Genomic DNA, 23,280 nt, shown 5'->3' on the forward strand with positions numbered 1-23,280 from the left:
GCGCCGCGCCGTCCGCCTGCGTTTCCCCTGTGTCGACCCGAGTTGGCGCTGTAGCGCTGCCACGGGTCCCATGCCCGTCAGAGCGGCGTTATCCCGTCTCCGACTTCCGTTACTGCCTGTTTTGCCAACTACTTCGCAAACTTCGCGCAAATCTCGTTCACTGCGCTGCACACGCGCGCCACGTCGGCTTCGGTCATCTGCGTGAAGAGCGGCAGCGTGACCGTGCTCGCACCGAAGCGCTCCGCGTGCGGGAACATGCCCGCCTTGAAACCACGCTCGCGGTAGAGCGTGAAGAGGTGGATGGCCGGGTAATGCACGCCCGAGCCGATGCCGCGCTCCTTGAGTTCGCCCATGAAACCGGCGCGGTCGATCGCGAGCGTGTCGAGCGGCAGCGTGATCTGGAACATGTGCCAGTTGCTGTTGGCGAAATCGGCGAGCGGCAGGCCGACGCCGAGCTTAACCGCCGCGCCGCCTTCGAAGCCCGCGAAGTAAGCCCGCGCAAGCTCGCGGCGCTGCCGGATGAAACGCTCGATGTGCTTGAGCTGGCCGAGCCCGACGCGCGCCGCCACATCCGTGAGATTGTACTTGCCGCCGAGCACGTCGCAGTCCATGCCGTCGAAGCCCGTGCGCGTAATGCCCTGGAGACGGTATTTCTGCGCGAGCACGGCCTCGGCTTCGTCGTTGAGGACGAGCGCGCCGCCTTCGATCGACGTGAGGTTCTTGTTGGCGTGGAAGCTGAACGAGACGATGTCGCCGATCGCGCCGATGCGCTTGCCGTTCCAGCTCGAGCCGAACGCCTGCGCGGCGTCCTCGATTACGCGCAGCTTGTGCTGGCGGGCGATCGCGTAGAGCCGGTCCATGTCGACGGGCAGGCCCGAGAGAAAGACCGGGATGATGGCTTTGGTCTTCGGCGTGATGGCGGCTTCGAGCTTGTCGAGATCGATGTTGCGCGTGCCGGGATCGATGTCGGCGAACACCGGCGTCGCGCCCACCTCGTAGATCACGTTGCTCGTGGAAACCCACGACGCGGGCGTCGTGATGACTTCGTCGCCGGGACCCACGCCGGCAAGGCGCAAACCGATTTCGAGCGTCGCCGTGCCCGAGTTGAAGGTGCGCACCGGACGGCCGCCGCAATACTCCGAGAGCGCCGCTTCGAACGCCTGGTTCTGCGGGCCGGTCGTGATCCAGCCCGAGCGCAGCACGTCGGCGACGCCCTGGATGGTTTCCTCGTCGATTTCGGGACGCACGAACGGCAAGAACGGAAGGGTCGACTGCGGGGATGACTGGGTCATGAGTGCTTTGCTCTTTGCTCGTCAGAAAGTGGGGCCGGGCGGCAAGGCCGCCGCGGCGCATCTTACGAAATACTTATATGGGCGCAATATGCCGCGCTGCAAGCGGCCTCGCCACGCGCGCCACAGCGCGCCGCGGCGCGTCAGCTGCGCGCCAGCACGAACACGCCGATCAGGATGATGCCGATGCCCACGAGCCGCTGCACGCTCAGCACCTCGCCGAACAGATACCACGCCGCGAACGCGTTGACCACGTAGCCGAGCGAGAGCATCGGGTAGGCGATCGAGACGTCCACGCGCGAGAGCCCGACGATCCACACGACCACGCTGAACACGTAGCAGGTGAGGCCGCCGAGAATCGGCACTTGCGTCGCGAGCTTCAGGCCAATGGGCAAGATGTTCGCACGGCTGAATTCGAAGTGTCCAACGGCATTGACACCCGCTTTCAGCAACAGTTGCGCGCAGGCGTTGAGGCCGACGCCGGCGAGGATGCAGATGAGGGAAATCGGATTCATCGGAAAGGGCGATTCAACGGGTTGTCGGGTTGGGGCGGGAGCCCGGGCTGCGCAGGCCGGCCGTGCCGTTCAGGCCAGCCCGGGCCGCCGCGCACCGGCGCGGCGCGGCCCGATTATCGCCCATGCGTCAATCGGGGCCAGGAAGCGCTCAGGATTGCGGCTTTTCAACGATCACGCGCCGCGCGTCGCGCGCGACAACCTGCATCGGCAGGCCCTGCGCGGCCAGCTCTTCGTAGCGCTTCACGGGAAGCAGCGCGAGCGCATAGCGGTCGGACTTCCAGCGCGCCTCCCAGTCGGCAATGGTCGGCACCCATTTTTGCGGCTCCTCGGAGATGCCGAAGGCCAGCTCGTCGGTGACCTCGACCATCGTCATCGTATGGCGCACGTAGAAAGGCATCGTATGGTCGAGTACGCCCACCGAGTAGAACGGCGTGTCGGGCGGCAGCTTCGCAATGGCGGCGCGCACAGCGGGCGCGAGCGGCGCGCCGGAACTCAGCGTGCCGAACACGTCGTGGCCCGTGCCCGCAATGGTCGCGAGCAGCAGCCACGCGGTGCCGAGCGCAACCGCTGGCGCGCGCGCACCGGTTTCGGGCGTGCGTTTCGCGCGGTTCAGGCGCAGGCCGACCATGGTGCCGACGAAGGCCACCGCGGCCGCGGCGAACACCCAGACCTGGAACTCGCGGTAGAGCGCGTTGGGATTGCGCGCGTCGCCGAGCCGCGTGAGCACGAACGAGCCCGCCATCAGCGCGACGGCGAACACCGCGTAGCCCGCGAGGTGCTTGTTCCACTGGGCGCGCGTCATGACCGGCAGATACATGCCGATGATGAGCGCCACGGGCGGCGCGATCGGCAGGACGTAGGAGACGAGCTTCGAGTGCGAGGCGCTGAAGAACAGGAAAATGAACACCGTCCACACGAGCATCAGCATGACGGGCGAGAACCCGTTGGGCTGGCGCGGCGCGCGCAGCGCATGGCGCACGCTCTGCACGCTCACCGAAAGCCACGGCAGGAAGCCCACCAGCATGACCGGCACGAAGTAGTAGAACGGGCCGGGGCGGTTCTGCGCGGGCGTGAGGTAGCGCTGGAACTGCTGGACGATGAAGAAGAAGTTGAAGAACTCGGGATTGCGCTGCTGCACGAGGATGAACCACGGCGACACGATCGCGAAGAAGACGATCAGACCGCTCACGAGATAGAGGCGCTTCCAGAGCGCCCAGTCGCGCGAAATCGCCGTATAGAGCACCAGCACGGCGCCTGGCAGGATCAGGCCGACGAGGCCCTTGGACAGCACCGCCATCGCCATGGCGGCCCAGCACACCCACATCCACAGGCGCGCGTTCGCCTTGGGCAGGGTCGGGCGCTGGGCGAGCAGCAGCGCGCACAGCGTGAGCTGCATCCAGAATGCCAGGCCCATGTCGAGCGTGTTGAAGTGGCCCATCAGGTTCCAGTACGGCGCGCAGGCGAGCACGACCGCGGCGAAGAAGCCCGTGGCGGCGTTGAACACGCGCGCGCCGGTGAAGCCGATCAGCAGCACGCCCGCGAAGCCGGTGAGCGCCGTGTAGAGGCGCGCCTGCCACTCGCCGATGCCGAACCACGCGAAGGTGAGCGCGTTCATCCAGGTTTGCAGCGGCGGCTTTTCGAAGTACTTGTAGTCGTTGTAGCGCGGCGTGATCCAGTCGCCGCTCGCGAGCATTTCGCGCGCCATTTCGGCGTAGCGGCCTTCGTCGCTCGGCAGCAGGTGGCGCCAGCCGAGCGGCAGGAACCAGATCACGGCGAGGGCGAGGATCAGTAGCAGGATCGCGCTGCGGTTGAGCGGTAGCCTCGATGGCGTATCGTTCATGGGTTTCAGCCTGTTCTTGTTGCAGTCGTTGCGGTCGGGGTGCGAAGCGCGCGCTGGCCGCGCGCGGTGTGCGGCCGGGTCCGGGGCGCGCGCTACGCACACGGCGCGCAAGTGTACTACGCCGCCGCGCGGCGACCTGATGGCAAGCTTAAGGGGCGTCAGCTTTCGATCAGAAGCGCGGCCGCCACACGGCGGCCTTCGGCCATGAGGATGTTGTAGGTGCGGCAGGCGGCCTTGAAGTCCATCGCCTCCACACCGATGCGCTTCCTGGCGAGCGCCGCGGTCAGGCGCGGATGCGGAAAGCGCAACCGCTCCCCGCTGCCGAAGACGACCACTTCGGGGTTCAGCGGGAGAAGCAGCTCGAAGAGTTCGGGCGTGAGGGCGTCGAACGACTGCACCGGCCAGGGGGTGACCGGCGATTCGGGCATCACGATGATGCTGCCCGTATGGCGTTCGAGGTTCACTTCGACGTAGTCGGCGCCGTAACCGGTCACGGTGTTCAGCGCGGCGCTGGAGTCCTGGTGTAATTTCAAAACGGGGTTCCGGGGTAAGGGCAGGTCGGGTGCGCAAGCGAGGGGCGCATATCCTGTGCCGCCGCCGGCCTCGGCGAACCGCCTTGCAGCCCGCCGTGTCACCCGCTTCGCGACCCGCCTCGTGGCCGATTGCGCATTGCGGAAGTTGGTCAAAATCCGCTAAATTATAGCTTTTTAGCCGCCGCTGCGGCGGCGCCCGCGGGTAGACCGCGCCGGCAGGCCGCTACGCGCGCCATCCGCGCATCGGGCGAGGGCAGCCACAAGCTGCTGGGGCGGTTTTGGGGTAGTCGGGTCGGCCAGCGCACGCTTTGCGAAGCGTCGCGCGTGCGCCCGGTGCTCCCCACGCAATCGTGCACGGCTTTTGTCCCGCCGGGGGCGCCCCTCCGGCTCCCTGCCTGTCCTGTCCACCAAGGCGCCATCCGCCGGCCGGTCGACGGCATTTCAGCCTGTTCCAGCCCTTTTACCGCGTCTTACTCGCCTCTGACGCCCTGACTGATTCTCTGACCGCTTTACTGACCGATAACCGATAGCCCGCCGTGAAACCGATTCTCAAATCCAACAAGCTGCAGAACGTTTGCTACGACATCCGCGGGCCGGTGCTCGAGCACGCGAAGCGCCTCGAAGAAGAAGGCCACCGCATCATCAAGCTGAACATCGGCAATCTCGCGCCGTTCGGTTTCGACGCGCCCGACGAAGTCATTCAGGACATGATCCTGAACCTGCCGGGCTCCTCGGGGTATTCGGATTCGAAGGGCGTGTTCGCCGCGCGCAAGGCGATCATGCATTACGCGCAGCAAAAGGGCATCAAGGGCGTCGAGCTCGACGACATCTACATCGGTAACGGCGCGTCCGAACTGATCGTGATGGCCATGCAGGCGCTCCTGAACGACGGCGACGAAGTGCTGCTGCCCGCGCCCGACTATCCGCTGTGGACGGCGGCGGTGAGCCTTTCGGGCGGCACGCCCGTGCACTACATCTGCGACGAGTCGAACGCGTGGATGCCCGACCTCGACGACATCCGCTCGAAGATCACGCCGAATACGCGCGCGATCGTCGTCATCAACCCGAACAACCCGACTGGCGCGCTCTATTCGGACGACCTGCTGCGCGGGCTCGTTGCGATCGCGCGCGAGCACGGCCTGATCCTGTTCGCCGACGAGGTCTACGACAAGATCATCTACGACGGCAAGACGCACACGGCGCTCGGCTCGCTCTCGGAAGACGTGATCACCGTCACGCTCAACAGCCTGTCGAAGAGCTATCGCGCGTGCGGCTACCGCGCGGGCTGGATGTTCCTCTCGGGCATGACGGGGGAAAACCGCCGCCGCTCGAAGGACTACACGGAAGGTCTCGGCATTCTCGCCTCGATGCGCCTGTGCGCGAACGTGCCGGGCCAGTACGCGATCCAGACGGCGCTGGGCGGCTACCAGAGCATCAACGAGCTGATCCAGCCGGGCGGGCGCCTCTATCGCCAGCGCGAACTGGCGTACAACATGCTCACGGCCATCCCGGGCGTGACCTGCGTGAAGCCGGAAGCGGCGCTCTACATGTTCCCGCGCCTCGACCCGAAGCTCTATCCGATCGAGAACGACCAGCAGTTCATCCTCGATCTGCTCTTGCAGGAGCGCGTGCTGCTCGTGCAGGGCACGGGCTTCAACTGGAAGCAGCCGGACCACTTCCGCGTGGTGTTCCTGCCGAACGTCGACGACCTGACCGATTCGATCAACCGCATCGCGCGCTTCCTCGACGGTTATCGCCAGCGGCACGGCACCTGAGCCAGTCACACGCATCCCCTTTTCAAACACTTGGACGAACACACGCTGCATGGATCCGATCAAAGTAGGTCTCTTGGGCTTCGGCACGGTGGGCAGCGGCACCTTCACGGTACTGCGCCGCAACCAGGAAGAAATCAAACGCCGCGCGGGCCGCGGCATCGAGGTGGCGCGCATCGCCGTACGCAACCCGGCCAAGGCCACGACGGCGCTCGGCAGTGAAGCCGGCAGCGTCGAGCTGACGACCGACTTCAACGCCGTGGTCGACGATCCCGCGATTTCGATCGTCGCCGAAATGATCGGCGGCACGACGCTCGCCAGGGATCTCGTGCTGCGCGCCATTGCCAGCGGCAAGCATGTCGTTACCGCGAACAAGGCGCTGCTGGCAGTGCACGGCACGGAGATCTTCGAAGCGGCGCGCGCCAAGGGCGTGATGGTCGCGTTCGAGGCGGCGGTGGCGGGCGGCATCCCCATCATCAAGGCGCTGCGCGAAGGTCTCACGGCCAACCGCATCCAGTACATCGCCGGCATCATCAACGGCACGACCAACTACATCCTCTCGGAAATGCGCGAGCGCGGGCTCGACTTCGCGACCGCATTGAAAGCCGCGCAGGAACTGGGCTACGCCGAAGCCGATCCGACCTTCGACATCGAAGGCGTGGACGCCGCGCACAAGGCGACGATCATGAGCGCGATCGCGTTCGGCGTGCCCGTGCAGTTCGACAAAGCCTATGTGGAAGGCATCAGCAAGCTCGACGCCATCGACATCAAGTACGCGGAAGAACTGGGCTATCGCATCAAGCTGCTCGGCATCGCGCGCCGCACCGATCGCGGCATCGAGCTGCGCACGCATCCCACGCTGATTCCGGCCAAGCGCCTGCTCGCGAACGTGGAAGGCGCAATGAACGCCGTGGTCGTGCACGGCGACGCGGTCGGCACGACGCTCTACTACGGCAAGGGCGCGGGCGCGGAGCCGACGGCATCCGCCGTGGTGGCCGATCTCGTCGATGTGACGCGTCTGCACACGGCCGACCCCGAGCACCGTGTGCCGCATCTGGCGTTCCAGCCGGACAGCCTCTCGAACACGCCGATCCTGCCGATCGACGAAGTCACGAGCGGCTACTACCTGCGCCTGCGCGTGGCGGACCAGACCGGCGTGATGGCGGCCATCACGCGCATCCTCGCGGACAGCGGCATCTCGATCGACGCGCTGCTGCAAAAGGAAGCGGAGCAGGTCGACGCGCAAGGCAAGGCGGAAACCGACATCATCCTGATCACGCACGAGACGATCGAGAAGAACGTCAACGCGGCGATCGCGCAGATCGAAAAGCTCGCGACGGTGAAGTCGCAGGTCACGAAGCTGCGTATGGAAGGACTGAACTAAGGCAAGGGCTATGAATTACGTATCTACGCGCGGCGCGGGCGCCGGCGAGCATCATTCGTTTTCCGACATCCTGCTGGGCGGCCTCGCGCGCGACGGCGGCCTGTATCTGCCGGCCGGGTATCCGCAGATCAGCAAGGAAGAACTGGCGCGCTGGCGCGGCCTTTCGTACGCGGACCTCGCGTTCGAGATCCTCTCGAAGTTCGCGGGCGACATTCCGGCCGACGACCTGCGCGACATCACGCGCCGCACCTACACGGGCGAGACGTACCGCAACGTGCGCCATGGCGAAGACGCAAGCAAGATCACGCCGCTCACCACGCTCGGCGAGGAAAACGGCGCGCCGCTCTCGCTGCTCGAACTCTCGAACGGTCCGACGCTCGCGTTCAAGGACATGGCGATGCAGCTGCTCGGCAACCTGTTCGAGTACGCGCTCGCGAAGGCCGGCCAGGAGCTGAACATTCTCGGCGCGACGTCGGGCGACACCGGCAGCGCGGCCGAATACGCGATGCGTGGCAAGAAGGGCGTGCGCGTGTTCATGCTGTCGCCGCACAAGAAGATGAGCGCGTTCCAGACGGCGCAGATGTTCAGCCTGCAGGACCCGAACATCTTCAATCTGGCCGTGGAAGGCGTGTTCGACGACTGCCAGGACATCGTCAAGGCCGTTTCGAACGACCACGCGTTCAAGTCGCAGCAGAAGATCGGCACGGTCAACTCGATCAATTGGGCGCGCGTCGTGGCCCAGGTCGTGTACTACTTCGCCGGCTACTTCGCGGCGACGAAGTCGAACGACGAGCGCGTCTCGTTCACGGTGCCCTCGGGCAACTTCGGCAACGTGTGCGCGGGCCATATCGCGCGCATGATGGGTCTGCCGATCGAAAAGCTCGTGGTCGCGACCAACGAGAACGACGTGCTCGACGAGTTCTTCCGCACCGGCATTTACCGCGTGCGCGGCTCGGCCGAGACGTATCACACGACGAGCCCGAGCATGGACATCTCGAAGGCGTCGAATTTCGAGCGCTTCGTCTACGACTTGCTGGGCCGCGACCCGGCGCGCGTGACGCAGTTGTTCCGCGACGTCGAGGAGAAGGGCGGTTTCGATCTCGTGGCGAGCGGCGACTTCGTGCGCGTGAAGCAGTTCGGCTTCGTTTCGGGCCGCAGCAGCCACGACGACCGCATCGCCACGATTCGCGACATCTACTCGCGCTACAAGACGATGATCGACACCCATACGGCCGACGGCGTGAAGGTCGCCCGCGAACACCTGCAGCCCGGTGTGCCGATGATCGTGCTCGAAACCGCGCAGCCGGTGAAGTTCGGCGAGACGATCCGCGAAGCGCTGGACCGCGAGCCGGAGCGTCCGGCGGCGTTCGAAGGCCTCGAGGCGCTGCCGCAGCGCTTCGAAGTCGTGCCTGCCGACGCGCAGCGCGTGAAGGACTATATCGCCGCTCACACGGCGCACTGATGGACGCAGCCGGGGCCGGATCGGTTCGCGGTCCCGGCGCGTGGACATCGCATCAGCTTTTACGCGTCGGCGGGTCGATCGTACCCGCGCGCTGCATCACTTCAGCCGGGCCTGCGCACTCGCAGGCATTGCGCGCCAGGGATATCCACGGCATAAGGCACGGCGCGCCGGTCGCGCCGCTACAATAACGACAGACCAACCGCTGCTGGCGGCCCCGCCGCCCACGTCCGAGACGACCTCGATGTCCACGCCTACGTCCCCGTCTTCCGCTGCGCCGGCGCCCGCACCGCGCGCGCCGATGCTCTCCACTGCCGACGCCCTCGCCACGCTGCTTGCCGCGGCGAAGCCGCTCGCCGGTGCCGAAACGATTTCGACGTTCGACGCGCTGAACCGCGTGCTCGCCGCAGACGTCGTCTCGCCGCTCGACGTGCCGCCGATGCATACGAGCGCAATGGACGGCTACGCGGTGCGCGTGGCCGATCTCGCGCAAGGCAGCCGCCGTCTGCCGGTTTCGCAGCGCATTGCCGCGGGCCACGCGCCACAACCGCTCGCGGCAGGCACGGCCGCGCGCATCTTCACGGGCGCGACGGTGCCGCCGGGCGCAGACGCCGTGGTGATGCAGGAGCAGACCGAGGCCGCGCAAGGCGCCGTCACCTTTGTGCACGCGCCCAAGGCGGGCGAATGGATCACGGCGCAGGGCGCCGATATCCGCAAGAATACGGTGATCCTGCCGGCGGGCACGCGCCTCACGCCGGCGGCACTCGGGCTCGCGGCGTCGGTGGGGTGCGCCACGCTCACCGTCGTGCGCCGCGTGAAGGTCGCGGTGTTCTTCACCGGCGACGAACTGACGATGCCCGGCGAGCCGCTCAAACCCGGCGCGATCTACAACTCGAACCGCTTCACGCTCACGAGCCTCTTGCGCAATCTCGGCTGCGAAGTCACCGACTACGGCATCGTGCCGGACCAGCTCGAGCTCACGCGCGCGACGCTGCGCGAGGCGGCCGCTGGCCACGACCTCATCCTCACTTCGGGCGGTGTCTCGGTCGGGGAGGAGGATCACGTGCGGCCCGCCGTCGAGGCCGAAGGGCGCATCAACCTGTGGCAGATCGCGATGAAGCCGGGCAAGCCGCTCGCGTTCGGCGCGGTGCGTCGGACGCAGGGGGCGGCGGACGCGGAAACCGGCGAGGCGTTTTTCATCGGGTTGCCGGGCAACCCGGTGTCGAGTTTCGTCACCTTTCTGTTGTTCGTGCGTCCGTTCCTGCTGCGCCTTGCGGGCGCGACGCAGGTGAGCCCGCGCGCGCTCTCGCTGCGCGCCGACTTCACCCAGGCGAAGAGCGACCGCCGCAACGAATTCCTGCGAGCGCGCGTGAACCCGGCTGGCGGTCTGGACCTGTTCCCGAACCAGAGTTCCGCGGTCCTCACGTCCACGGTCTGGGGCGACGGTCTCATCGACAATCCGCCCAATCATGCGATCAGCGCCGGCGAGACCGTGCGCTTCATTCCGTTCACCGAATTGCTGTACTGAAAAGCCTCGAGCGATGAAGATCCAGTTGAAATTTTTTGCGAGTGTGCGCGAGGCGTTAGGCGTCGCGGACGAAACGGTCACGCTGCCAGATGCCATCGTGACGGTCGGCGATGTGCGCGGCTGGCTGCGTGCGCGCGGCGGTGTGTGGGCCGAGACGCTGGCGGAAGGCCGCGCGCTGCGAATGGCTTGCAATCACGTGATGACGGATCCGCGCACGCGTATCACCGAGGGCTGCGAAGTCGCCTTTTTCCCGCCGGTGACGGGCGGCTGAGCGCCACAGGAGACTCACGATGCCCGTGCGCGTACAAACGGAAGATTTCGATCTCACCACCGAAGTTGCGCAACTGCGCGCGCGCAATCCGGCGATCGGTGCGGTGGCGTGCTTCGTCGGCACGGTGCGCGATCTGAACGACGGCAGCACGATCGCCTCGCTCGAACTCGAGCACTATCCGGGCATGACCGAGAAGGCGCTGGAGGCGATCGTCGACGATGCACAACGACGCTGGGCCGGCATCGAGGTGCTGATCGTGCACAGGGTGGGCAAGCTCGCGCCGCTCGACCAGATCGTGCTGGTCGCGACGACCTCGAAGCATCGCGGCGACGCGTTCGCGTCCTGCGAGTTCGTCATGGACTACCTCAAGACCGAGGCGCCGTTCTGGAAGAAGGAAGAGACGGAGCGGGGCGCGCGCTGGGTCGATGCCCGCGAGAGTGACGATAAGGCGCTGGCGCGCTGGGGGGGGGCCTCGGGGAATGCGTCGCGGGAATCCAGCTAGGCGCTCGTCCGCAGGGGCGAAGGGACGGATTCAGCTCACCCGCGCCCCTATTTAACGCAACTAACCGCCTATTCGGATATACCGCTTGAAGCAGATGCGCTCACTCCGCGGGCGTGTTCTCGCCGACATCCATCTGGCGGCCAACGAAACGGGCCGGAAACGGCTCGCCGGTCGGGCGCGTTGGCAAGTCATGACCGTGCCCGGCGTGGCGCCTGCGAGGCGCCACGCGATCGAGAATCGCCTGTTGCTCGGGTGGAATCGTGTAGTCCCAGCCAAAGCGACTCAGTTGCAGGCTTTGCGCGATACGCAGCGCGGGTTCCATGAACTGCACCGCTGCCGCGGGCTCGTAGCGAGCCTGAACCGTATCGAGGAAAAGATAGAGCCAGCGGCTGAAATGCTGCGGCTCGACGCCAGGCACCGGATCGTGCGCCTGCTGCACGTTGCCGCGGTAGCTTTTGGTGCCGAGCACGAGGCTCGACCAGAAGCGGCACATCTTGGGCAGATGTTCGTCCCAACGTCCAGCGAGCACGCCGTCGAACACCGGGCCGAGCATGGCGTCGTCGCGCACGCGGTCGTAGAACGCGTAGACGAGTTCGCGGATGTTTTCTTCAGTTGGCCGGGCGTGCAGCGCGGCAGCGGGAGGGGTGTCGGGGCGAGTCATTTGGGGCCTGGGTGATGCCTGAAGTGCCTGGAGTGTAGTCGGCGGCGGGGCGCCGGCACGATGCGACAACGGGCCGCATGCAAGCTGCCAAGCCCTGCGAAGCGTCCATCAGAGTGACAATGATACTCAGTCCAGGCAAAACCTGCATGCTAACTGCATGTTATTGTATGGGTTCTGTCACCTGCACCCTCTCTGTCATTGCGATCGCCATGAGACTGACCGACTACACCGACTATTCCTTGCGCGTGATGCTGTATCTCGCGCTGCGTCGCGACAGCCTGGCCACGATCCAGGAGATTTCGGACGCCTACGGCGTTTCGAAGAATCATCTGATGAAAGTGGTGCAGCGCCTGGGCGAGCTCGGCTGGGTCGACACCGTTCGCGGACGCAATGGCGGCTTGCGGCTCGCACCGGCGTCGCTCGATCTGAGCGTTGGCGCCGTTGTCCGTGAGACAGAGAGCGACTTCTCGCTCGTCGGCTGCTTTCCGGACGAACATGGCGACCGGCGCAGCTGCGTCATCGAGCCGCAATGCCGACTCAAGCACGCGCTGGCCGCGGCGCGCGATGCGTTTCTCGCGGAACTCGACTGCCATACCATCGGCGAACTGGCCCAGCCTGCAGGCGAACTGACCGGGTTGCTCGGCCTCGCGCCGATCCAGTTCATGCCGCGCGCCCAGGCGGCTCGCTCCGCGTCTTCGCGCGAGCATTGAAGCGCGCGTCAGCGTCACCTCTTCGTTTTTCTTCCCCTACGAGTCGCGGTGTTCAGCCGTGACGCGCTGCCTCGCGCGGCAGCGGCCGCCTCGCATTCTTCCCCGTTTTCTCACGCCGCGGCAGCAACGGTAGACGGACGCTGCCCGCGCCTGAATCGCAAAAATCGGAAAAAATGACGCCAGAGCGCTTGAAACCGGCGCGTCCCCCCTCAAATTTGGTGACAGTCTAGAAATCTGGAGGTCACGCATCAAATGAGAATCGACAAACTCACCACCAAGTTCCAGGAAGCCATCGCCGACGCGCAAAGCCTCGCGGTGGGACACGATAACCAGTACATCGAACCCGTTCACCTGCTGGCTGCGCTCGTCGCGCAGCAGGACGGCTCCGCGCGCTCGCTCATGTCGCGTGCGGGCGTGCAGGTCCAGGCGCTGCAGAACGCGCTGAACGACGCCATCAACCGCTTGCCGCAGGTGCGGGGCACCGACGGCAACGTGCAGATCGGCCGCGAACTCACGGGGCTGCTCAATCAGGCCGACAAGGAAGCGCAGAAGCTCAACGACACGTATATCGCGAGCGAGATGTTCCTGCTCGCCGTATCCGAGGACAAGGGCGAGGCGGGTCGTCTTGCGCGCCAGCACGGCTTGACGCGCAAGGCGCTCGAAGCCGCGATCGTCGCGGTGCGCGGCGGCGCGCAGGTGCACAGCCAGGACGCCGAGAGCCAGCGTGAAGCGCTCAAGAAGTACACCGTCGATCTGACCGAGCGCGCGCGTTCGGGCAAGCTCGACCCCGTGATCGGCCGCGACGACGAAATCCGCCGCTCGATCCAGATCCTGCAACGCCGCACCAAGAACAATCCGGTGCTGATCGGCGAACCGGGGGTGGGCAAGACGGCCATTGTCGAAGGCCTCGCGCAGCGCATCGTCAACGGCGAAGTGCCCGAAACGCTCAAGGGCAAGCGCGTGCTCTCGCTCGACATGGCCGCACTGCTCGCGGGCGCGAAATATCGCGGCGAGTTCGAAGAGCGCCTGAAGGCCGTGCTCAACGACATTGCCAAGGACGAAGGGCAGACCATCGTCTTCATCGACGAAATTCACACGATGGTCGGCGCCGGCAAGGCCGAAGGCGCGATGGACGCGGGCAACATGCTCAAGCCGGCGCTGTCGCGCGGCGAACTGCACTGCATCGGCGCGACTACGCTCGACGAGTATCGCAAGTACATCGAAAAGGACGCCGCGCTCGAACGCCGCTTCCAGAAGGTGCTCGTCGATGAACCGTCGGTCGAGGCGACCATCGCGATCCTGCGCGGCCTGAAGGAGAAGTACGAGCTGCACCACGGCGTGGAGATCACCGACCCGGCTATCGTCGCGGCGGCGGAACTCTCGCATCGCTACATCACCGACCGTTTCCTGCCGGACAAGGCCATCGACCTGATCGACGAAGCAGCTTCGAAGATCAAGATGGAAATCGATTCGAAGCCCGAAGCAATGGATAAGCTCGATCGCCGCCTGATCCAGTTGAAGATCGAGCGCGAGGCCGTCAAGAAGGAAAAGGACGAAGCGTCGCAAAAGCGTCTGCAGCTGATCGAGGAAGAGATCGACCGGCTGAGCCTCGAATATAAGGATCTCGAAGAGATCTGGACCACCGAGAAGGCCGCGGTGCAGGGCGGCGCGCAGATCAAGGAAGAGATCGACCGCGTGCGCGCGGAGATCAATCGCTTCCAGCGCGAAGGCAAGCTCGAGAAGGTCGCGGAACTGCAGTACGGCAAGCTGCCGGAGCTCGAAGCGCAGCTCAAGCAGGTGACGCTCGCGGAGGCGAACGAGCAGAACAACCCCACGCGCTTGCGCCTGCTGCGCACGCTCGTGGGCGCCGAGGAAATCGCGGAGGTCGTGTCGCGTTCGACCGGCATTCCCGTTTCGCGCATGATGCAGGGCGAGCGCGAGAAGCTGCTGCAGATCGAAGAGAAGCTGCACGAGCGCGTGGTGGGTCAGGACGAGGCCATTACCGCCGTCGCCGACGCGATTCGCCGCTCGCGCGCCGGTCTCTCGGACCCGAACCGGCCGTACGGCTCGTTCCTGTTCCTCGGGCCGACGGGTGTGGGCAAGACCGAGCTGTGCAAGGCGCTGGCGGGCTTCCTGTTCGATTCGGAAGATCACCTCATCCGCATCGACATGAGCGAGTTCATGGAGAAGCACAGTGTGGCGCGTTTGATCGGCGCGCCGCCGGGATACGTGGGCTACGAAGAGGGCGGCTATCTGACCGAGGCCGTGCGTCGCAAGCCGTATAGCGTGATCCTGCTCGACGAAGTCGAAAAGGCGCACCCGGACGTGTTCAACGTGCTGCTGCAAGTGCTCGACGACGGCCGCATGACCGATGGCCAGGGCCGCACCGTCGACTTCAAGAACACCGTAATCGTGATGACGTCGAACCTCGGTTCGCACCTCATTCAGGCGATGGCGGGCGAGCCGCAGGAAGCGGTGAAGGACGCCGTGTGGAACGAAGTGAAGCAGCAGTTCCGCCCCGAGTTCCTGAACCGGATCGACGAGGTCGTGGTGTTCCATGCGCTCGATCGCTCGAATATCGAGTCGATTGCGAAGATCCAGCTGCAGCGTCTGCGCGAGCGTCTGGAGAAGCTCGACATGGAGCTCGTGGTGTCGGACGAGGCGCTGAGCCAGATCGCCAAGGTCGGCTATGACCCGCTGTTCGGCGCACGGCCGCTCAAGCGCGCGATCCAGCAGGAGATCGAGAACCCGGTCGCCAAGCTGATCCTCGCGGGCAAGTTCGGGCCGAAGGATGTCATCCCGGTCGGCGTGCACGACGGCAAGTTCGTGTTCGAGCGCGTGGTGCACTAACGCGAGTAGCAACCCTCGGCTGAGGCGCGCGCCGGCAGGCGGCGCACTGAGCCGAAACGAAAAGGGCAGCGGAGTGATCCGCTGCCCTTTTTTCATGCCTGCAAGGAAGCGCTAATGGGCGCTCATGCCTGCTTGTTGCCGCCGCCGAGCAGCGACGCCAGCCCACCAAGCGTGCCGAGCACGCTTTCGGTGTTGATCTGGCCGCCTTGCGGCACTTCGCCGGTCGGCGTGCCCGCGTTGACCACGTGCGGCAGCACCTGGGCGAGCAGCCCGCTCACCTGGTCGGGCTGCATGCCGACCTTCTGCGCGAGACCCGAGACGACGTCCGAGCCGAGCACGTTGTGCAGCTGATCCGCCGAAACAGGCTGATTCTCGCCGTTGCCGACCCACGACTGCACGATGTCGCCGAGGCCGCCTTGCTGGAACTTCTCGATGAGGCCGTTCAGCCCGCCGGGCTGGTTGTTGACGAACTCCATCGCCGCGGCGAGGAGCTGGGCCTGGCCGCCGCCTTGCTGTTGCGACTGCGAACCGAGCAGGGAACCGAGGGTATCTAGCAGACTCATGACGATCTCTCTGGGTGATGGCCGCGACGGGGACGCGGCCGGTAAGTCGGACGGCGCACGCGAGGGTGGCGCCGCGTTTTCGAGGTCCAGTGCACGGCTTGCGCGCGCCGGACGATGGCGGCAATCAGGCGCCGGAAGCGGCCGTAGCGGACGCGGCCTTGTCTTTCTTCGACTTCCTGGGCTTTTTCGCCTTCGTATCGGATGCCGTGGCCGGAGCTGCCGCAGCGGAGCCCGCTTCGGGCGCGCTGGCAGCGGCGGCTGTCTTGTCTTTCTTGCTCTTGTGCTTCGACTTGCCCGCGGCCGTGTCCGAGGCGGCTTGCGCCGTGGTCGCGGCCGCCGGCGTCTGCGCCGTCATCGGATTGGCCGTGGTCGCAGCGGGCGCGGCGCTCGTGGCAGCGGCGCTCTTGCCGCTCTTCGCGCTAGCCGTCTTGCCCGCGGGCGGCGCCGAGGAGCCGTTGATCGTGAGCCCCGCCGCCTCGAGGTTCTGCACCGACTTCGGGCCAATGCCCTTGACGCGGTTCACCAGGTCGTCGGCATCCTTGAACGGGCCGTTCTTCGTGCGTTCGTCGATGATCGCCTTGGCATGGACGGGGCCGATGCCCTTGACCGATTCGAGCGCGGTTTCGTCGGCGGTGTTCACTTCCACGGCTGCGGCGAGCACGGCGGACAGCGACAGGCCGATTGCGAGGAAGAGCATCAGCAGCTTCTTGAGCATGGCAATCACTCCATTGAGGGCATTTTCAGTGAGCCGGGAACGGACGACGCATCCAGCGGAGGGGGCTGCGGTACAAGAATAGGCCAGATGGCGTATCTGTGGATCGCGAGCGCTCGATTTATACCGGCCGAAGTGTGGCAAGTAAATCGCGCCGCACAATATTTAATACTTCTGTGCACTCTGGCGACGCGAAACGCGCGGAAGTCAGCGCAATCCGGCTCAAACGCGATGGGGCCCGACGATGGCGAGCTTCGCCATGCGCCGGTAGAGCGTCGCGCGCGAAATGCCCAGTGCCAGTGCGGCGGCGTTCGGACGCCAGCGGTGCGCCGTGAGCGCCGCGACGATGCGTGCGCGCTCGTCCTCGTCGGAGAGCGGCGACGCTGGCGGAATGCCGGCTGGGCAGCCGGATGCGGCCGGCGCTGCGAGTGGCGGCAGGCGTGCCGCGAGGTCGCCGCTCAGGTGCCGCGCTTCGACCAGCACGGTGTCGCAGACGGCGCATGCGTAACGCATCGCATTGCGCAGTTGCCGCAGGTTGCCGGGCCACGCGAACTTCGCGAGCCGCGCCGCGAGCGTGGCGTCGAGTGCGAGCGGCCGGCCGGCGGCCTGCGCTTCTTCCGCAAAGACCGTGTCGATGAGCATCGCGATGTCGCGCCGCTCGCGCAGCGGCGGCAGCGTGAGCACCGCGCCGCTCAGGCGATAGTAGAGATCGTCGCGGAATGCGCCCGCGCCGGCCATCTGCGCGAGGTCCCGGTGCGTTGCGCAGACTACGTCGATATCGACGCGCACCGGCGTTTCGCTCCCGAGCGGCAGGACTTCGCCCTCGGCCAGCACGCGCAAAAGGCGGGTCTGCAGCGCGAGCGGCATGTCGCCGATTTCGTCGAGAAAGAGCGTGCCGCCATCGGCCATCGCGATCTTGCCGCGTGCGCCGTGCCGGCGCGCACCCGTGAACGCGCCCGGCGCATAGCCGAACAGCTCGCTCTCGATCAGCGACTCGGGCAGCGCCCCGCAATTCACCGCGATGAACGGCCGATTGCGTCGCGCGCTGGCGTCGTGGATGGCGCGCGCGAACACCTCCTTGCCGGCGCCGGTTTCGCCGAGCAGCAGGATCGGCAGGCGCTTGCCCGCCACGCGCTGCGCGATGCGCGCGTTTTCGGCCACGCGCGGGTCGGCGCTGCGCAGGAAGGGGCCGAGCGCGCTGCGGTCGTATTCGTGCGCGTCGGCGGTGTCGCGCCGCAGCGGCATCGCGCCATGCGCCGCGCCGGCGCCGCTGCGTGCGCTGTGTCCGCCGTAACCGCTCGTCCCAAGCGGCGCGCGGATGCGCGCATACAGCATCGAGCCGTTCGCGCGCAGGCGCAGCGCCGCGATGGTTTCGATGCGGCCGATGTCGCGCAACTGCACGTGCGACGAATCGAAAATCTCGTCGATATGACGCGGGCCGTCCAGGCACGGCATGCATTCGCGCGCGCGCCGGTTTGCGGCGACCACGTTGCCGTTTTCGTCGAAGGCGATCAGCAGTTCGGGCTGCGCTTCCACGTAATTGCGATTCTGGTGACCGAAGAGTATCCAGCACGACGAGAGGCGATGCAGGAAATAGCCGTCTTCGATGAGCGTGGCACTCTGGCGCACGAGCTGGTTGACGATGCGCTGACTCTCGCGATTGTCGGGCGATTGCACGGCCGACGCATCGAGTACGCCGATCAGCTCGCCGCCCGGCGCGAAGATCGGCGCGGCGCTACACGTGAGCGTGGTGAACGCGGCGCGGAAATGGTCCGTCTTGTGCACCGTGATGGGCGCGAGATCGGTGAGCACGTTCGCGATGCCGCAGGTGCCTTCCTCGCTCTCGGACCAGCACGAGCCGATATAGAGACCCGCGTGCTTGAAGTCGTTGCGGCGCTCTCGGTCCAGGCGATAGTCGATCGTCACGCCGTGCGCGTCGGTCAGCATCACGCAGTAATCGGCCTCGCGCACCATGTCGTGCAATCGCGTGAGGCACTGGCCGGAGGCGCGCAGAAAGGACTCCTCGCGATCGCGGATCTCGCGCAGCTCGGCGGCGCTCAGCACGCGCGGGCCGATCACGGAGCCAGGGTCCAGCTGATAGCGCTCGAACGAGCGCTGCCACGACGAGACGAGGCGCGGCGAGTCGGACGGCGCGGGCAGGCGGCCTTCTACGGCGCCGCGCACGCGCTCGGCGTGCCGGGTAGACGCAAGGGCGTAGGGCATGAGCGGTTCCAGGCGACGGCTCGCGGTGAGCGTCGGAGTAACGTCGGGTTACGTCGGACCGGAAAGCGTTCGGCGGGAGTCTTTTGTAGCACATCCTTTGCGCGCGATCACACCGCAGCGCAGCATGCGAGACGGCTGAGACGATCGTCTCAGCGGCTCGTGCCGCGCCTTTCGGCGCGGCGGACCTGGGCGTTCAGTCGCCGCTCTGGCACGCCACGCGGGGCTATGCGCGTAGTCCTTCAAGCGGGCGGTTGGTCGTGCGAGCGGCGCGTCGCTCGCGCGAGACGGTGACTGAGACGCCGCGCGCGACGCTGATCGTGCCGGCGCCACCCCGTGCATGTGCCGCAGAACCCCGTCACGCGGCCTTCTGCGCTATCGCCGCGCTTTCTCGACGTCATTGGCATGACGCTTGCAGAGTCTGGCGGCAAAGGCGGCGCACGGCAATGCACGGTGCGACGCCATCAGGAGACAAAATCCGTGACGACGCCCGTGACTGTAGGCGTGATCGCCAACCCCGCATCGGGCCGCGACATTCGCCGTCTCACTTCGCATGCTTCCGTCTTTCCCACGGCCGAGAAGGCGAACATGGTCGTGCGCCTGCTCGCAGGCCTGGGCGCGCTCGGCGTGACGCGCGTGCTCACGTTGCGCGACAACACCGGCGTGGCCGCGCTGCTCCTGCGCGCAATCGAGACGCACACGGCCATTGCCGCGCACGAACCCTGGCCCGAGGTCGTGTTCGTCGATCTGCTCGTGGACGAAAGCGTTGCCGATACGCACGCCGGTGTCGATCACATGGTGCGAGAGGAGGTTGCGCTGATCGCGGTGTTGGGCGGCGACGGCACCCATCGCGCGGTCGCGGCCCATTGCGGCGCGACGCCGCTGCTCGCGCTCTCCACCGGCACCAACAACGCCTTTCCCGAACTGCGCGAGGCCACCGTCGCGGGCCTCGCGGGCGCGCTCGTCGCGACCGGCGCGGTGCCCGCCGAGTCGGCGCTTTCGCGCAACAAGCGGCTCGTCGCGCGCTGCGTGGAAGGGCCGTCGCGCGGGCGCGAAGAAATCGCGCTCGTCGACATTTGCGTGGCGCGTCAGCCGTTCATCGGTGCGCGTGCGATTTCTGAAAGTTCGGATATCGAATCACTTTTTCTGACCTTCGCGCCGCCTGACGGCATCGGTCTCTCGTCGATCGGCGGGGCTTGGGCGCCGGTCGGGCGCGATGCGGCGCACGGCCTGCATATGACGTTCGCCCAGCCTGGCGCGCCCGAGGGCAGCGGCGCAGGCGTGCCGTTGCTCGCGCCGATTGCGCCGGGCCGCGTCGAGCGCCTGACGATGCTTACCTGCCAGCGCCTCGAAGTCGGCGTGGCGCTGCCGCTCGAAGCGGGCCACGGCACGCTCGCGTTCGACGGCGAGCGTGAAATCGAACCGGCGCGAGGCGACCGCTATGAAGTGACGCTCGACTGGCACGGTCCGCTGACCGTCGATGTCGCGCGCACGCTGCGTTACGCGGCGTCGCATCAGCTGTTGCGCGAGGCCGCCGCGCGCGCATAGCGATTGGGCTTGCTTCCTCCACGCATCACCGAAAGAAGGAGACATCGCATGGACACACCCTTGAAAGGCCAGGTCGCGATCGTGACCGGCGGCGCGCGCGGCATCGGCCGCGGCATTGCGCTCACGCTCGCGCAAGCCGGCGCGGACGTGCTGCTCGCGGATCTGCTCGAAGAACCGCTTGCCGCGACTGCGGATGAGTTACGGGCGCTGGGCAGACGCGCCGCCTTCGCCAAGGTCGACGTCACCCAGGCTGTCCAGCTCGAAGGGATGGTCTCGCAGGCGCTTTCGGAATTCGGTGGCTTCGATATTCTCGTGAACTGCGCCGGCGTGATTTCAATTAGTCCGGTATCCGAATTAACAGAGCGGGACTGGGACTTCGTCATGGGCGTCAACGCGAAAGGCGTGTTCCTCGGCTGCAAGGCTGCGCTGCCGCATTTCCGTACGCAAAAGCGCGGGCGGATCATCAACGTCGCTTCGATCGCGGGCAAGGAAGGGTTCCCGAATCTTGCGCACTACAGCGCGTCGAAATTTGCGGTGGTTGGCTTCACCAACGCGCTCGCCAAGGAAGTCGCGCGCGAGGGCATCACCGTGAACGCGATTTGCCCCGGCATCGTGCGTACGTACATGTGGGACCGGCTCTCCGACGAATGGAAGACAGAAGGCGAGAGCGTCGAAGAGTCCTGGCAGCGCCATCAGCTCACGCTGATTCCGCAGGGCCGCGCGCAAACGCCGGAGGACATGGGCCGGCTCGCCCTGTTCTTCGCGACGATGGACAACGTCACAGGCCAGTCGGTGAACGTCGACGGCGGTTTCACTTTTCACTAGGAGCAGTCGCATTTCCCCGCAGCAAGCCAATCCAGAGCGGTACAAGCGTCGTACACCCAGGAGACAACCATGTCAGTTCAGTTGAACAAGGAGCAGTTGCTCACCGCGTATCGCTCGATGCGCACGATTCGCGAGTTCGAGGAACGCTTGCACGTCGAGTTCGCGACCGGCGAAATTCCAGGCTTCGTGCACCTGTACGCGGGCGAGGAGGCCTCCGCGGTCGGCACGATGAGTCATCTGAACGATAACGACTATGTCGCCACCACGCACCGCGGCCACGGCCACTGCATCGCCAAGGGGGTGGACGTGCGCGAGATGATGGCCGAGATCTATGGCCGTGCCACGGGGTCGTGCCGGGGCAAGGGCGGCTCGATGCATATCGCCGATCTGTCGAAGGGCATGCTGGGCGCAAACGGCATCGTCGGCGCAGGCGGTCCGCTCACGTGCGGCGCCGCGCTCGCCGCCAAGCAGAAGAAGACGGGCGGCGTGGGCGTGTGCTTCTTCGGTGACGGCGCGTCGAACCAGGGCGTGATCTTCGAGTCGATGAATCTCGCCTCCGTGTGGCGCTTGCCGGTGATCTTCGTCGCGGAAAACAACGGCTACGCCGAGGCGACGTCTTCGACGTGGTCGGTCGCGGCCGACAATATCGCCGACCGTGCGAACGGCTTCGGCATGCCGGGTGTGATCGTCGACGGCTTCGACTTCTTCGCCGTACACGAGGCGCTGGGCGAAGCCATTGCACGCGCCCGCAGCGGCGGCGGCCCGACGCTCGTGGAGATGAAACTCTCGCGCTATTTCGGCCACTTCGAAGGCGACGCGCAAACCTACCGAGCCCCTGGCGAAGTGCAGAAGCTGCGCGAGGAAAAAGACTGCCTGAAGCGCTTCGAAGAGCGCGTGGTGCGCGCCGAACTCGCGAGCAGCGACGATCTGCGCGAGGTGGACGCCGAAGTGAAGCAGCTGATCGACGATGCCGTGACGCAGGCCAAGGCCGCGCCGCTGCCGCCAGCCGAAGCGCTGCTCACTGACGTGTACGTGTCGTACCCTTAAGCGCTGCGCACTCAAGTCATCAGGATTCCAGATCAAGGAGACGGAAATGGCACGGAAAATCACCTATTCGCAGGCCATCAACGAAGCGCTTTCCCAGGAGATGGGGCGCGACGAAAGCGTGATCGTGATGGGCGAGGACAACGCGGGCGGCGCGGGCGCGCCAGGCGAGCAGGACGCGTGGGGCGGCGTGCTCGGCGTGACAAAGGGCCTTTACGGCAAGTTCCCCGGGCGCGTGCTCGATACGCCGCTCTCGGAAGGCGGTTTTATCGGCACGGCAGTGGGTGCGGCGGCGTGCGGCATGCGGCCGGTCGCGGAGCTGATGTTCATCGATTTCATGGGCGTGTGCTTCGACCAGATCTTCAATCAGGCGGCGAAGTTCCGCTACATGTTCGGCGGCAAGGCCGTCACGCCGGTCGTGATTCGCACCATGTATGGCGCGGGCTTGCGCGCGGCGGCGCAGCACTCGCAGATGCTCACCTCGCTCTTCACGCATATTCCCGGGCTGAAGGTCGTGTGCCCGGCCACGCCCTATGACGCCAAGGGCCTCATGATCGAGGCGATACGCGACAACGACCCCGTGATCTTCTGCGAGCACAAGCTGCTCTACACGATGGAAGGCGACGTTCCGGAGGAATCCTATTCGATTCCGTTCGGCGAGGCCAACATCGTGCGCGACGGTGACGACGTCACGATCGTCACGTATGGACGCATGGTGCACTACGCGCTCGATGCTGCGCAGAAGCTCGCGAAAGACGGCATCGAGGCGGACGTGATCGACCTGCGTACGACCTCGCCGCTCGACGAGGAAACGATCCTCGAAAGCGCGCGCCGCACGGGCCGGGTCGTGGTCGTGGACGAAGCCAATCCGCGCTGCTCGATCGCGACCGACATTGCGGCACTCGTTGGCCAGAAGGCGTTCAAGGAACTGAAGGTACCGGTCGGCATGGTCACTGCCCCGCATACGCCTGTGCCGTTCGCGGCATCGCTCGAAGACCTCTACATCCCCTCGGCGGAGAAGATCGCCGACGCCGCGCGCGCAGCAAGGAGCTGA

At 66.1% G+C, this 23,280-nt stretch carries 20 protein-coding genes; 12 read left to right on the forward strand and 8 right to left on the reverse strand.

Annotation, left to right across the window (positions count from 1 at the left end; all coding sequences use genetic code 11):
• Positions 1-128: 128 nt before the first annotated feature.
• The 4 genes from AB3X99_RS04475 to AB3X99_RS04490 form a co-directional block, all read right to left on the reverse strand.
• The gene (locus AB3X99_RS04475) at positions 129-1,292 is read right to left on the reverse strand and encodes a DegT/DnrJ/EryC1/StrS family aminotransferase (RefSeq protein ID WP_368616207.1); all 1,164 of its coding nucleotides are present in this window, start codon (positions 1,290-1,292) and stop codon (positions 129-131) included.
• 140 nt (positions 1,293-1,432) lie between these two features.
• The gene (locus tag AB3X99_RS04480) at positions 1,433-1,804 is read right to left on the reverse strand and encodes an SMR family transporter (RefSeq protein ID WP_028204911.1); all 372 of its coding nucleotides are present in this window, start codon (positions 1,802-1,804) and stop codon (positions 1,433-1,435) included.
• Positions 1,805-1,952: 148 nt separating this feature from the next.
• Positions 1,953-3,644 (reverse strand): glycosyltransferase family 39 protein, encoded by a 1,692-nt coding sequence (locus AB3X99_RS04485; protein ID WP_368616208.1) that lies wholly within the window; start codon positions 3,642-3,644, stop codon positions 1,953-1,955.
• A gap of 158 nt (positions 3,645-3,802) precedes the next feature.
• Positions 3,803-4,177 carry an Mth938-like domain-containing protein gene (locus AB3X99_RS04490; RefSeq protein ID WP_368616209.1) on the reverse strand — a complete coding sequence of 125 codons (375 nt, stop codon included), beginning with the start codon at positions 4,175-4,177 and terminating at the stop codon, positions 3,803-3,805.
• 536 nt (positions 4,178-4,713) lie between these two features.
• Here AB3X99_RS04490 and AB3X99_RS04495 point away from each other — a divergent pair.
• The 6 genes from AB3X99_RS04495 (at position 4,714) to AB3X99_RS04520 (ending at position 11,093) form a co-directional block, all read left to right on the forward strand.
• Positions 4,714-5,952, forward strand: coding sequence for a pyridoxal phosphate-dependent aminotransferase (locus tag AB3X99_RS04495; RefSeq protein WP_069267526.1), 1,239 nt, complete (start codon positions 4,714-4,716; stop codon positions 5,950-5,952).
• A 49-nt stretch (positions 5,953-6,001) separates the two neighbouring features.
• Entirely contained in the window at positions 6,002-7,333 is a 1,332-nt protein-coding gene (locus tag AB3X99_RS04500) for a homoserine dehydrogenase (protein WP_069267525.1), read from the forward strand.
• Positions 7,334-7,343: 10 nt separating this feature from the next.
• Positions 7,344-8,795, forward strand: a complete 1,452-nt coding sequence (thrC, locus tag AB3X99_RS04505) for a threonine synthase (protein ID WP_069267524.1) — start codon at positions 7,344-7,346, stop codon at positions 8,793-8,795.
• Between the two features lie 241 nt (positions 8,796-9,036).
• Positions 9,037-10,320, forward strand: coding sequence for a gephyrin-like molybdotransferase Glp (glp, locus tag AB3X99_RS04510; RefSeq protein WP_368616210.1), 1,284 nt, complete (start codon positions 9,037-9,039; stop codon positions 10,318-10,320).
• A 13-nt stretch (positions 10,321-10,333) separates the two neighbouring features.
• A complete protein-coding gene (gene moaD, locus AB3X99_RS04515; protein ID WP_069267522.1) occupies positions 10,334-10,591 on the forward strand; it encodes a molybdopterin converting factor subunit 1 in 258 nt (85 codons plus the stop codon).
• A gap of 19 nt (positions 10,592-10,610) precedes the next feature.
• Positions 10,611-11,093, forward strand: coding sequence for a molybdenum cofactor biosynthesis protein MoaE (locus tag AB3X99_RS04520; protein WP_368616211.1), 483 nt, complete (start codon positions 10,611-10,613; stop codon positions 11,091-11,093).
• A gap of 100 nt (positions 11,094-11,193) precedes the next feature.
• On the opposite strand, the gene AB3X99_RS04525 is transcribed toward AB3X99_RS04520, so the two are convergent.
• Positions 11,194-11,754, reverse strand: coding sequence for a group III truncated hemoglobin (locus tag AB3X99_RS04525; protein ID WP_069267520.1), 561 nt, complete (start codon positions 11,752-11,754; stop codon positions 11,194-11,196).
• A 209-nt stretch (positions 11,755-11,963) separates the two neighbouring features.
• Here AB3X99_RS04525 and AB3X99_RS04530 point away from each other — a divergent pair, with 209 nt between their 5' ends.
• Both AB3X99_RS04530 and clpB read left to right on the forward strand, forming a co-directional pair.
• Positions 11,964-12,464: an Rrf2 family transcriptional regulator gene (locus AB3X99_RS04530; RefSeq protein ID WP_069267519.1), complete on the forward strand. Its 501-nt coding sequence runs from the start codon at positions 11,964-11,966 to the stop codon at positions 12,462-12,464.
• Between the two features lie 252 nt (positions 12,465-12,716).
• Positions 12,717-15,314: an ATP-dependent chaperone ClpB gene (gene clpB, locus AB3X99_RS04535; RefSeq protein WP_368616212.1), complete on the forward strand. Its 2,598-nt coding sequence runs from the start codon at positions 12,717-12,719 to the stop codon at positions 15,312-15,314.
• A gap of 122 nt (positions 15,315-15,436) precedes the next feature.
• Here the strand turns inward: clpB and AB3X99_RS04540 are convergent, their stop codons facing one another.
• The 3 genes from AB3X99_RS04540 to AB3X99_RS04550 form a co-directional block, all read right to left on the reverse strand.
• Positions 15,437-15,877: a YidB family protein gene (locus tag AB3X99_RS04540; protein ID WP_069267517.1), complete on the reverse strand. Its 441-nt coding sequence runs from the start codon at positions 15,875-15,877 to the stop codon at positions 15,437-15,439.
• A gap of 124 nt (positions 15,878-16,001) precedes the next feature.
• Entirely contained in the window at positions 16,002-16,592 is a 591-nt protein-coding gene (locus tag AB3X99_RS04545; protein ID WP_368616213.1) for a ComEA family DNA-binding protein, read from the reverse strand.
• Between the two features lie 219 nt (positions 16,593-16,811).
• Positions 16,812-18,812 (reverse strand): sigma-54-dependent Fis family transcriptional regulator, encoded by a 2,001-nt coding sequence (locus AB3X99_RS04550; RefSeq protein WP_368616214.1) that lies wholly within the window; start codon positions 18,810-18,812, stop codon positions 16,812-16,814.
• A gap of 477 nt (positions 18,813-19,289) precedes the next feature.
• Between AB3X99_RS04550 and AB3X99_RS04555 the strand changes: the two genes are divergently transcribed.
• The 4 genes from AB3X99_RS04555 (at position 19,290) to AB3X99_RS04570 (ending at position 23,280) form a co-directional block, all read left to right on the forward strand.
• Positions 19,290-20,357 carry an ATP-NAD kinase family protein gene (locus AB3X99_RS04555; protein WP_069267607.1) on the forward strand — a complete coding sequence of 356 codons (1,068 nt, stop codon included), beginning with the start codon at positions 19,290-19,292 and terminating at the stop codon, positions 20,355-20,357.
• Positions 20,358-20,405: 48 nt separating this feature from the next.
• The gene (locus AB3X99_RS04560) at positions 20,406-21,182 is read left to right on the forward strand and encodes an SDR family NAD(P)-dependent oxidoreductase (RefSeq protein WP_368616215.1); all 777 of its coding nucleotides are present in this window, start codon (positions 20,406-20,408) and stop codon (positions 21,180-21,182) included.
• A gap of 69 nt (positions 21,183-21,251) precedes the next feature.
• The gene (locus AB3X99_RS04565; RefSeq protein WP_342945686.1) at positions 21,252-22,229 is read left to right on the forward strand and encodes a thiamine pyrophosphate-dependent dehydrogenase E1 component subunit alpha; all 978 of its coding nucleotides are present in this window, start codon (positions 21,252-21,254) and stop codon (positions 22,227-22,229) included.
• A gap of 46 nt (positions 22,230-22,275) precedes the next feature.
• Positions 22,276-23,280, forward strand: a complete 1,005-nt coding sequence (locus tag AB3X99_RS04570) for an alpha-ketoacid dehydrogenase subunit beta (protein WP_342945687.1) — start codon at positions 22,276-22,278, stop codon at positions 23,278-23,280.

Origin of the sequence: Paraburkholderia sp. BR10882, from assembly GCF_040948855.1 — a bacterium.
Lineage (GTDB): Bacteria > Pseudomonadota > Gammaproteobacteria > Burkholderiales > Burkholderiaceae > Paraburkholderia > Paraburkholderia nodosa_A.

Excerpts from the sequence above, each read along its gene's own strand:
- AB3X99_RS04475 (WP_368616207.1), bottom strand. The coding sequence starts at position 1,292 with ATGACCCAGTCATCCCCGCAGTCGACCCTTCCGTTCTTGCCGTTCGTG.
- AB3X99_RS04480 (WP_028204911.1), bottom strand. The coding sequence starts at position 1,804 with ATGAATCCGATTTCCCTCATCTGCATCCTCGCCGGCGTCGGCCTCAAC.
- AB3X99_RS04485 (WP_368616208.1), bottom strand. The coding sequence starts at position 3,644 with ATGAACGATACGCCATCGAGGCTACCGCTCAACCGCAGCGCGATCCTG.
- AB3X99_RS04500 (WP_069267525.1), top strand. The coding sequence starts at position 6,002 with ATGGATCCGATCAAAGTAGGTCTCTTGGGCTTCGGCACGGTGGGCAGC.
- thrC (WP_069267524.1), top strand. The coding sequence starts at position 7,344 with ATGAATTACGTATCTACGCGCGGCGCGGGCGCCGGCGAGCATCATTCG.
- glp (WP_368616210.1), top strand. The coding sequence starts at position 9,037 with ATGTCCACGCCTACGTCCCCGTCTTCCGCTGCGCCGGCGCCCGCACCG.
- moaD (WP_069267522.1), top strand. The coding sequence starts at position 10,334 with ATGAAGATCCAGTTGAAATTTTTTGCGAGTGTGCGCGAGGCGTTAGGC.
- AB3X99_RS04520 (WP_368616211.1), top strand. The coding sequence starts at position 10,611 with ATGCCCGTGCGCGTACAAACGGAAGATTTCGATCTCACCACCGAAGTT.
- AB3X99_RS04525 (WP_069267520.1), bottom strand. The coding sequence starts at position 11,754 with ATGACTCGCCCCGACACCCCTCCCGCTGCCGCGCTGCACGCCCGGCCA.
- AB3X99_RS04530 (WP_069267519.1), top strand. The coding sequence starts at position 11,964 with ATGAGACTGACCGACTACACCGACTATTCCTTGCGCGTGATGCTGTAT.
- clpB (WP_368616212.1), top strand. The coding sequence starts at position 12,717 with ATGAGAATCGACAAACTCACCACCAAGTTCCAGGAAGCCATCGCCGAC.
- AB3X99_RS04540 (WP_069267517.1), bottom strand. The coding sequence starts at position 15,877 with ATGAGTCTGCTAGATACCCTCGGTTCCCTGCTCGGTTCGCAGTCGCAA.
- AB3X99_RS04545 (WP_368616213.1), bottom strand. The coding sequence starts at position 16,592 with ATGCTCAAGAAGCTGCTGATGCTCTTCCTCGCAATCGGCCTGTCGCTG.
- AB3X99_RS04550 (WP_368616214.1), bottom strand. The coding sequence starts at position 18,812 with ATGCCCTACGCCCTTGCGTCTACCCGGCACGCCGAGCGCGTGCGCGGC.
- AB3X99_RS04560 (WP_368616215.1), top strand. The coding sequence starts at position 20,406 with ATGGACACACCCTTGAAAGGCCAGGTCGCGATCGTGACCGGCGGCGCG.
- AB3X99_RS04565 (WP_342945686.1), top strand. The coding sequence starts at position 21,252 with ATGTCAGTTCAGTTGAACAAGGAGCAGTTGCTCACCGCGTATCGCTCG.
- AB3X99_RS04570 (WP_342945687.1), top strand. The coding sequence starts at position 22,276 with ATGGCACGGAAAATCACCTATTCGCAGGCCATCAACGAAGCGCTTTCC.